This is a genomic window from Pedobacter sp. AC212, assembly GCF_979258625.1.
Window position 1 is genome coordinate 2,595,463 of record NZ_OZ409870.1, and the last position, 11,199, is coordinate 2,606,661.

An 11,199-nucleotide genomic window follows, 5' to 3' on the forward strand; every position below is an offset into this window, starting at 1 on the left:
TATTTAATTTTTACCAAAAAACTGTATAAAGGGCGGCCATAATGCCTACAATAATTACAGATGCAACCATAAATGCCGGCGTAACTTTAAACATCGTCTTATCAATCTCTAAGCCCTGCGGATTGTTCTTACTTTTAGGATCGGTAAGTGTGATTACCACCATCACCACGATGATAGTCACAAAAACCCACGACATTCTATTCAGAAAAGGAATATCAGCAATTAAACCCTGACTTATTGAGGGCAGGAATTTGAAGAAGATGGAAAGAGGAATGGTTAGCAGTGCGGCACAAAGTGCTGCCCTTGATGTTGTTCGTTTCCAGAAAAAGCCAAGTAAAAAAATGGCAAATACACCCGGCGAAATAAAACCGACATATTCCTGGATAAACTGATATACCTGATCAAAGCTTCTTAACGCCGGAGCAACAATAATGGCAATTACCGATGCGATGACCACTGACCATCGCCCAACGGCAACCATCCGTGTTTCGCTTGCAGTTGGGTTGATATATTTTTTATAAATATCTAAGGTGAAAATGGTGGCAATACTGTTTGATTTTCCTGCTAGCGAAGCTACAATAGCTGCCGTTAATGCTGCAAAAGCCATTCCTTTTACGCCAATAGGTAATAAGTTCATTAATACCGGATAGGCATGATCTGGTTTGAGTACGCCTGAACTATCTAGCATTTCTGCCTGAAAATAGCCACGCTGGTAGAGCACAAAAGCAGCAATACCCGGAATCACTACGATAACCGGAATTAGCAATTTTAAAAAGGCAGCGAAAATCAATCCGCTTCTTCCGGTTTTTAAATCTGCCCCCAAAGTCCTTTGAACGATGTATTGATTGCAGCCCCAATAATTTAGGTTGTTAATCCACAAACCGCCAACCAAAACAGCCACACCTGGAAGTTCGTTGTAAAACTTATCGCCCTTTGAAAATATCATGTGAAAATGATCAGCAGCCTCGGTGCGTAACATCGGCAGCGCACCTAAAACGGTATCTACATTCAGTTTTTCCGACACCAGTTTGAGTGCCATGTAGCAAGTGATTAATCCGCCGATAACCAAAACAAAAACCTGTATGACATCTGTATAGCCAATCACTTTCATCCCCCCAAGGGTAATTAATGCAGAGAATATGGCCAGAAAAATGATACAGGTACTAAAAGGAATTCCTGTAATGGTTTCTATGGCGATAGCACCTAAAAAAAAGATAGAGGTAAGGTTAACAAACACATAAACCAGCAACCAAAAAACAGCCATTAATGTACTTACGGTATTGTTATACCGGGTAGATAAAAACTGTGGCATGGTATAAATTTTATTTTTAAGGTAAATTGGAAGGAAGAAAACCGCTACAATAATGAGCGTTGCTGCAGCCATCCATTCGTAACTGGCGATGGCCAGTCCCATGGCAAAGCCAGAGCCAGACATACCGATAAAATGTTCTGCAGAAATATTTGAAGCAATGATGGATGCTCCAATAGCCCACCATGTCAAAGATCCTTCAGCCAGAAAATAGTCTTTAGTATCTGTTTTCTTTTGTTTCTTAGATCTATAAACATAATAACCGTAGGCCGAAACGATAACGAAGTACAAAAAGAAAACGGCACAGTCAAGCGCTGAAAGGTGATTCATAGCGTTGTAATATATTTGGTTTTTTTAAAAGTCAGAAAAAATCCGAATCAAAGCGGATGAAAGAAGGTATTTAATTACGTAAACGTTTTCGGGTTTTAACCGATTTTAAGCAGGTTTTTCTTAGCAACCAGTTGATTCTCTTTTGATGAGCACCGATTTGAGCACAATATTTTGATCATCTCCAATACCACGTTTAGTTAAGATTTTAAACAGGCATTTAGCAGCCTCAATACCTATTTCAAATGCAGGTTGGGTAATAGTTGTTAAAGAAGGATTGAGCAACTTTGCAGAACTCAGGTTAGAAAAGCTGATAATTTTTACGTCACCTGGAATTTTAAGTTTTAATTCCTTACAAGCAAGGTAAGCTGGAATTGCAAATTCTTCTATCGAGGAGAAAATTGCATCTGGCTTATGCGATTGGAACAAATTGATAATGTTGGCCACATTCTCATTTTCTTCTGGCTGATAGTGTAAAATAAGGTTTTCATCGATGCTGATACCATGTGCCGCCAGTGCATCTTTATATCCGGCAAATCGCGTTCGGCCGGCAGGTAGTTTTTCCAAACCGTATAAATAGGCAATTTGAGTACAGCCACACTCAATTAAATGTTCGGTAGCATTAAAGGAAATCTGGTAATCATCAGTGGTAATTTTAAAGGCATCTAAAGATTCATAAACCCGATCGAAAAAAACCAGCGGAATTTTTTTAACCAGATCGCGGTAATAATCATTATTGTATTCGTTGCTTGATACAGAGGTCAAAATGCCATCTACCCGGCCGTTAAGTAAACTATTGGTGAATAACATTTCCATCTCAATATCTTCATGTGTTTGATAGATGAGCACATGATAACCATATTGCCTGGCAATTTCTTCTATTCCTTTGATGGCCAGGGAAAAGAAGTTGTTGGCTATGTTCGGTATAATTACCGCAATGGTTTTAGTTTTGTTGCTACGTAGATTACTGGCCGCAGGGTTTGGAGTGTAGTTAAGTTCTTTTGCTAGTGTTAATACCCTTGTTTTTGTTTTTAAGCTAATTTCGTAGCTATCATTAAGTGCTTTTGAGACAGTTGCTATCGACAGGTTTAACTCCTGCGCAAGTCTTTTGATATTTACCTCTCCCGACATTTGGTTACTCGTTTTGTTAGTTAATCTGGATAACCAAAAACATTTTTCATCTCGTAATGATGATCATTTCAGCTGGATTTACAAACCAAAATTGGAAGATATGTATCCAATGATAATATGCCTTGTTTCTCCACGACTCACTTACAGGGATGATTGTCTGGTTATCAAAAACGAATTTGAAAGTTGCATGCAACGTAACAAATTCGTTGCTACTAAACTAAGGAATTATAATAACAATTTGCCTACCTGCTTTAGTTATTTAGGTGCCAGCATTCTTGGTTGCTTAATAAAACCCAACGCTGCATCAATCTGTACAGAGTAAAATTGCAAGATATTATTAATCAGTGATTTATATTAAAATATCACGATTTACTTAATCGTTTACGTAAATAAAAATCCCAAATCATAAAAATCTAAGGTTTCAAAAACTCAACTTTAGATCATCAAACAAAGCATATTTTAACCAAATTATTTCTAGCCTTATGAGAAACGAAGAAATATTTTCGAAGGAAGATCAGAATCCATTGAAGAATATTGATCAATGGGAAGAGGATTTATTAATCCGTTATCCAGACCCGTCCAATATCAATTCAGACAAAAAAGAAGAACAGTTTAGAAACTACGACGAAACCGAAAAAGATGGTGTAAAAGAGTTTTATAAACTGAACCACACTTACCAAACTTATGATTTTGTTCAGCAGAAAAAAGCTGATTATTTGAAGTTTGATAAGGAAGAAATGCCTGTATGGAGTGCTTTTGATTTTCTGAACAAATTAGTTGATGATTCTGATCCGGATACAGATTTAGATCAAATGCAACACCTGCTTCAAACATCAGAAGCCATTAGAAATGATGGTCACCCGGACTGGATGGTGCTTGTTGGTTTAATCCATGATATGGGAAAAGTGCTTTGCCTTTACGGTGAGCCTCAATGGGCAGTTGTGGGCGATACATTTCCAGTTGGTTGTGCTTATTCAGATAAAATTGTTTACCCGGAATTTTTTGAACTGAATCCTGATTTCAAGAATCCAGAGTACCAAACTAAATTGGGTGTTTACAGTCAAAACTGCGGCCTCGATAACGTTCATATGTCTTGGGGGCACGATGAGTATGTTTATCACATGATGAAACCATATATCCCTGAACCGGGATTATACATGCTGCGTTATCACTCGTTTTATTCGCAACATAAAGAAAATGCTTACGATCATTTAATGAGTGAGAAAGACCACGAAATGTTTAAATGGGTAAGATTATTCAACCCTTATGATTTATATTCTAAAAATCCTAATCAAAAAAGCTGGGAAGAATTAAAGCCTTACTACGAGGCGCTTGTTAATAAATACCTACCGGCAACCATCAAATTTTAACACAAAAACAAAACATATACATTAAACAAATTTAACTAACCATTTATGAACCTAAATCTACAAAAATCATGAGGTTTAATTTTACGAGCATAAAGTATGGCGGCTTTCTTTTGCTGTTCTTACTTATCGGCCAGTCTTTCAATATGGCATTTGCCCAAACAGAAAGAAAAGTCTCCGGTAACTTAATAGATAATACCAAACAGCCTATCATAGGTGCTTCGGTTTCTGTAAAGGGAACCAGCAAAGTTACCTCAACAGGTGCAGAAGGATCTTTTACGATCTCTGCAAAAACTGGCGACAAAATCCTTTTTAGCTTTTTAGGTTATCAAACCAAAGAACTAACGGTAGAGGCCGCTTCAACTTATCAGGTAACCATTTCAGAAGCAACGGCATCACTAACTGATGTTGTAGTGGTGGGTTACGGTAAAAGCACCCGAAAAGCGTTAACAAGTTCAATATCAACCGTTAAAGGCGAAGATTTAAATAAAGGCGCCATTAGCGATGTTGGCCAGATGTTACAGGGTAAAGTTCCGGGACTAAATATTAGCCGTAGTGGAGATCCAAACCGTAACGCCGCGATTATCATGAGAGGTGCATCTACACTTCGTGAAGGCGCTCAATCTCCTTTATTCGTTATCGACGGTGTAGTTGGCGCAGATATTTCAATTATTGCACCAGATGATGTGGCTTCTATTGATGTATTAAAAGATGCAGCTGCAGCGGCTATTTATGGTAACCGGGCGGCAAACGGTGTAATTATGGTGACTACTAAAAAAGGCGTGAGTGGGCAAACACAAATTTCATATAACGGCTATTTTGGAATTGAAAATGTTTCCAATCGCTATGATATGATGAATGCCGACCAATTGCGGGCTTTTTTAGCGAAAACAAACTCTGCTTTAACACCAGCAAATGATAAAGGTGCAAATACAAACTGGCAGGATGAAGTGCAAAGAAGCGATGCCATGTCTCAAAACCATAACGTTTCATTAAGTGGTGGTACCGAAAAAACAACCTATAATGCAAGTGTTAACTATTTCAATCAGCAGGGGATAATTAAAACAAGCGGATTAGATCGGTTTATTGGTCGTATTGGCGTTGAGCAAAAGGCTTTCAATGATAAATTGAAAATCTCTTTCAACTTAAGCAACTCTGTAAGTAATGCAGATCTGGTTCCTTACAGAAACACGATATTATCGCAAATGCTTACTTATTTGCCAACTGCACCGGTAAGAAATGCCGACGGTAGTTATTTTGATAACTTGGTTCAAACCAGTTATTATAACCCGGTTTCGATGTTGGAGAATGCGAAAGAAAATTTAAAAACTAAAAATATCTTAGGGAACTTGAGTGCTAACTTAAAACTTCCTTTTGGTTTTACATATGATGTAAACGTATCTTATCAAAATACCCAAAATGTGTATGGTGCGTTTTACAACAGCATTTATACTTCTCGTTATAACAACGTAAGAAACACGCCAGATCCGCCAGCAAACCCAACTTTCGTCTCTTTAGTGGGTCAGAATGGTGTAGCAGTAAGAAATGCTTATCAAAACACAAATAAGATTATAGAAACTTATCTTACCTGGAACAAAAAGTTTGGCGATCATGATATTAATGCGGTGGTTGGTTATTCTTATCAACAATCTTTAAATAACGATGGTTTCCAATCAACGTCTACTAATTTTCCTGTAAATGAGGTGGGTTATAACAACTTAAGTTTAGGTAATCCTTACGCGGTAACCGATTTCAGGGTAGATTTTAATCCTGGTGTTACCTATCAGGAAATTCTGTTGATTTCTGATTTTGCAAGAGTAAACTATAATTATAAAAACAAGTATTTACTTCAGGGATCGATTAGGAGGGATGGATCTAACGTGTTCGGTATAAATGAAACCTGGGGTTACTATCCATCAGTTGGTGCAGCATGGAACCTTGACCAGGAAAATTTCATGAAAAATCAAAACGTAGTTAGGTCATTGAAATTACGTGGAAGTTATGGTATTGCCGGGAATTCATTGGGTTTTGCGCCACTAACAACCAAATTGATTTATGGTCAGGTAGGTCAGTTTTATTACAATGGTTCACCTAGAGAGGGTGCATATGGCGCCATCCAAAATGAAAACAAAGATTTACGCTGGGAAAGAACAGCAACCACAAATTTAGGTGTTGATTTTGGCTTATTCGGTGGTAGAGTAGGAGGTTCGGTAGATTGGTATAACAAAAAAACTACTGATTTAATTTTAACGTTCGATGTTGATCAAAACCTTTATCCTTCTGGTCAGCTTACCGCAAATGTGGGCAAACTAAGCAATAAAGGTATAGAGGTGGTTTTAAATGGTACGCCGGTAATTAGCGATAATTTCAGTTGGACAACAGCCATCAATCTTGCCAGAAACGTAAATAAAATCATTACCTTATCTGATACTCGTTTCAATATCGATAACAGATTAACCGTAACTCCTGATGGCGCAGGTCAAAGTGGTGCATCATTACAAATTTTAGCACCAGGCCAGGCGATTGGAACATTCTATACTTTTAAATATGCAGGGAAAGATGCCAACGGTGTTTCGCAATATTACGATGCGGCAGGCAATATTAAAACGCAGGGTTTACTAAATAGAACTGACTATTATATTTTAGGAAATGCACAGCCAAAAGCATTAATCGGTTGGAGCAACAATGTTCGTTACAAAAACTTCGATTTAAGTATTTTTATGAGAGCCGTTTTGGGTAACAAAATCATGAATGTAACACGTGCCGATTTGTTCCGCCCAAGCACAGCACAGTTCACCAATATCCCGGTTGAGGTAGAAAACGAATCAGCATCAGATTTTAACTCCTACAAATATTCAAGCCGCTTTTTAGAAAACGGTAGTTACTTGAGGCTAGATAACGCCACCCTGGGTTATACATTCAAAAAAGGACTGATCCCAGGTGTAAACTCGTTGAGGTTGTATACTACTGCTAACAATCTTTTTGTGATCACTGGTTACAAAGGCATCGATCCGGAGATTAACCAGGGCGGTATTGCTCCGGGTGTAGATACCAATAACTTTTATCCTAAAACCAGAACATTCTTGTTCGGCTTAAACGTATCATTTAATTAAAATCAAAAAAGATGAAAAGTCTTATTAAATATATCGCAGGTGCAGCTTTAACACTAGGTGTGTTAAGCTCTTGCCATAAACTGGATTTAAAAGTTGAAACTCAGTTAACCCCAGAAACATTTCCGCAAACGGCGCAACATTTTGTTCAGCTTACTGGCCAGGTGTACGTACAGCTTCGTCAGGGTTGGAGTACCGATTATTTCTTCATGCAAACGCTAAGTACCGATGAGGCGATTATGCCTGCAAGAGGTGGTAACTGGTATGATGGCGGAACTTATGAAATGCACCATAAACATACCTGGACTAAAGATAACGGACATGTTAGTAGTGGTTGGGGATGGCTTTCGGGTGTGATTAGTAAAGCAAACCAGAGCTTGTTTTTACTAAAAGATGCACCAGAATCACCTGCGAAAGTTACCTCAATAGCCGAGCTTCGTGCAACAAGAGCTTTAGCCCTTTTTATGATGATGGACTTGTGGGGCAATATCCCTATTGTAACTTCATTCGGCGAAACAACTTCTCCAGAAACCAAACCGAGAGCAGAAGTATTTACTTTCATAGAGGCAGAACTAAAAGATATATTACCAAGCCTAAGCATAGCTACAGGTGCAGCAAATTATGGCAGACCGAACAAATACACCGCTTATGCGATTTTGGCGAAGATGTATCTTAACTCTGAAGTGTATACCGGAACTGCCCGTTATAATGAAGCCGTAGCCATGTGCGATTTGATTACAACGGCAACAGGATCACCTTATAGTTTAGAATCTGATTTCAGAAAGATGTTCTTTATTGATAACGGACCTCAAACAAAAGAATTTATTTTTGCAATCCCTTACGATCCGGGATATAGTAACGGTTTTATGATTTATTCGAGGTATTCTTTACCAAGATCATTGCAGGCGAAATATAGTCTTAAACATACGCCAAGTGCACCAATGAGTACTTTGCCAGAATTTTATGCAAACTTCAACGATCCTAATGATAAAAGAAATGCGCAATGGATCAGAGGTTTACAAACTTTTTATGATGGCCGCCCGGTTACTGTAGCTACAACCAAAAAAGGTTACGACCAGTTTTACACTGGTGCAGATGCTTCCGCTCCAATTACTTATCAGGTCGATATTACACCTAATTTAACCTTGAGAGATGCATCGAGACCATTCGACGTTGGAAATGATGAAGTGGCCTGGAACATGGGTTACCGCAACAATAAATTCTATTGCGATAGTACTTCCTCAAACAGAAATCAAAATAATGATGTGCCCATTTTCAGGTTGTCAGATATTTTGTTGATGAAAGCAGAAGCGATATTAAGAGGCGCTACTCCAACACAAGGTCAAACTGCATTATCATTGGTAAATCAGTTAAGAGCAGTGCGAACCACTTCACCAGCGTGGACTTCTGTAACATTGGAAGATATATACAAAGAGCGTTGCAGAGAGCTTTCGTGGGAATGCTGGCACCGCAACGATATGATTCGTTTTGGTAAGTATGAAGGATCTTGGGGTTTCAAAACCGATGCACAAACTTTCCACCGCCTGATGCCAATTCCTAATTCGGCAATGATCTTAAACCCGAAATTAAAACAGAATCCTGGTTACAATTAATTGGGATAACATGAAAAGAAATTTCTCTAGGCTTATCTTTAGAGAAATTTCTTTTTTAAAATTTTATCCATTTCATTAAAAGACCCAATTCATTTTCATGAATAAACGACTACTATTTCTTCTTCCACTTATTTCTGCAGGATCTTTATTTGCGCAAATAATCACAAAAAATCCTTCAGAAACGGTTACTGCAACAAAAACCCTCAAAAAAGAAATTGGTACTTTAAATTTTATTGCCATGGGCGATTGGGGCAGAAATGGTGCCGATCACCAGAAACAGGTAGCGAAACAAATGGGAATTACTGCTGCAGATGTCAAGGCTCAATTTATAATCTCCACAGGTGATAATTTTTACCCTAGCGGTGTCATCAGCGAAAAAGATCCGCTGTTTAAATATTCTTTTGAAGATATCTACACTGATTTTTCATTGCAATGGGACTGGTATGTTATTCTCGGTAACCACGATTATAAGTCAAATCCCGATGCTCAGGTTGAATACTCAAAAATCAGCAGACGCTGGAAAATGCCTGCAAGATACTTTTCAAAGAAATTCCCCATCAATGGAGATCTGAATAATCAGGTTTTAATTGCTTTTATAGATACCAATCCATTGATTCCTGAGTTTTACAAAAACGCCGAATACGGACCAAATGTGAAAGGTCAGGATACGACGGCTCAAAAAAAATGGCTCGAAAAAACACTTGCCGAAAAAGATTCCTCCATTAAGTGGAAAATTGTGGTAGGCCATCATCCAATGTTTACCGGTGGTAGCCGAACGGAAGGTTATGATACCAAAGCCATTAGAAATTCATTGAAACCACTGCTAGATCGCAATGGGGTTGATGTATATTTAACCGGGCACGAGCATAGTTTGCAGTATATTAAACCTGAAGGCAAAACGCATCATTTCATTTCTGGTGCAGCTTCAGAGAAAACGCCGGTTAAACTGATTCCTGATGCCCAGATGGTCGCATCAGAGTATGGCTTTATGCTGTTTTCTGTAAGCAATAACAGCCTAAATGTTCAGGTGATTAACGACGAAGGCTACGTGATTTATCAAACTGCAATAAAAAAATAGTTCCTGCGGAAGCAAAAATTAATCAATAATCTTCACCACCAACATTTAAATGAAATTAACCGCCAGGATCGATTTGCCAGTAAGTAAACCAAAAAGATTAATTTCTTTGGATGCCTTGCGTGGTTTCGACATGTTTTGGATTATTAGCGGCGAAGGGATTTTCCATGGTTTAGCCAACGCCGTAAAGCAAAAGCATGGCCTTGCTCAAAACCATCAAGACTGGCAGATTATAGCTACAGAAAATTTGTCACTTTTAGAGCGAATGATGGTCGGTATCAGCAATCAGCTGCACCATTCTCCATGGAACGGCTTTACTTTCTACGATTTGATCTTTCCCTTGTTTATTTTTATTTCAGGTGTATCAATGCCTTATTCGTACCAAAAATATCTTGAAAATAGGGCGAAAGACAAAAGCCTTTCTAATCAGGTTTATTATTCGTTGATCAAACGAACCTTGATTTTAATTGTACTGGGTTTTATTGTGAATGGATTATTGCAGTGGAATGGTTTTGAAAATACTCGATTTGCCAGTGTACTCGGACGAATTGCTTTTTCTACTTTTTTCGCTGCTCTGATTTATCTGAACTTCTCGCTACCTAAACAAGTCATCTGGTTTTTAGCCATCCTTTTTGGTTATTATTTTATCATGATGTATGTTCCGGTTCCTCATTTTGGTGCTGGCGTGCTAACACCTGAAGGAAATTTATCAGCCTATATAGATCGGTTACTTTTGCCAGGGAAACTCCATCGAATTGTTTACGATCCGGAAGGAATTTTAAGCAATATTCCTGCAATTTGTTCTGCGATGATTGGTATATTTACTGGTACTTTTATTAAATCCGAATCAAGCTCATCCAAGCAAAAAGTATTCAAATTATTTCTTGCAGGTATTGCATGTATCGCTTTAGGTTTACTTTGGTCGATCATTTTTCCCATTAACAAAACCATGTGGACCAGTACTTTCGTATTATTTGCTGGCGGATGTAGCATTTTGTTATTTACCCTATTTTATTATGTTATTGATGTGCAGTCGATTAAAAAATGGTGTGTTCCATTTCTGTGGATTGGCAGCAACTCCATCCTCATATACGTTTGTGCCCATGGCCTGATTAATTTTGAATCTACGGCGGTTTTTATTTTCGGTGGCTTAGTTCAAAAGATTCCGGCAATCTGGCAATCGGCACTTTTGTGGACTGCAATCCTCGGCATCCAATTATTTATCCTTAAATTTCTTTACGATAAGAAGTGGTTCTTAAAAATTTGA

7 protein-coding genes are annotated in these 11,199 nt (G+C 38.2%); 5 read left to right on the forward strand and 2 right to left on the reverse strand.

Annotated features, from left to right (window positions below; all coding sequences use genetic code 11):
* Positions 1-10: 10 nt before the first annotated feature.
* Positions 11-1,639, reverse strand: coding sequence for a sodium/sugar symporter (locus ACZZZC_RS11310; protein ID WP_463487257.1), 1,629 nt, complete (start codon positions 1,637-1,639; stop codon positions 11-13).
* A gap of 120 nt (positions 1,640-1,759) precedes the next feature.
* Positions 1,760-2,767, reverse strand: coding sequence for a LacI family DNA-binding transcriptional regulator (locus ACZZZC_RS11315; protein ID WP_463487258.1), 1,008 nt, complete (start codon positions 2,765-2,767; stop codon positions 1,760-1,762).
* Positions 2,768-3,249: 482 nt separating this feature from the next.
* Between ACZZZC_RS11315 and ACZZZC_RS11320 the strand changes: the two genes are divergently transcribed.
* From ACZZZC_RS11320 to ACZZZC_RS11340, 5 genes are all read left to right on the forward strand, one after another.
* A complete protein-coding gene (locus ACZZZC_RS11320) occupies positions 3,250-4,137 on the forward strand; it encodes an inositol oxygenase family protein (RefSeq protein WP_463486048.1) in 888 nt (295 codons plus the stop codon).
* A gap of 68 nt (positions 4,138-4,205) precedes the next feature.
* Positions 4,206-7,247 carry a SusC/RagA family TonB-linked outer membrane protein gene (locus ACZZZC_RS11325; protein WP_463487259.1) on the forward strand — a complete coding sequence of 1,014 codons (3,042 nt, stop codon included), beginning with the start codon at positions 4,206-4,208 and terminating at the stop codon, positions 7,245-7,247.
* An 11-nt stretch (positions 7,248-7,258) separates the two neighbouring features.
* A complete protein-coding gene (locus ACZZZC_RS11330; protein WP_463486049.1) occupies positions 7,259-8,857 on the forward strand; it encodes a RagB/SusD family nutrient uptake outer membrane protein in 1,599 nt (532 codons plus the stop codon).
* A 97-nt stretch (positions 8,858-8,954) separates the two neighbouring features.
* Positions 8,955-9,935, forward strand: a complete 981-nt coding sequence (locus ACZZZC_RS11335; protein ID WP_463486050.1) for a purple acid phosphatase family protein — start codon at positions 8,955-8,957, stop codon at positions 9,933-9,935.
* Between the two features lie 49 nt (positions 9,936-9,984).
* Positions 9,985-11,199, forward strand: a complete 1,215-nt coding sequence (locus ACZZZC_RS11340) for an acyltransferase family protein (protein ID WP_463487260.1) — start codon at positions 9,985-9,987, stop codon at positions 11,197-11,199.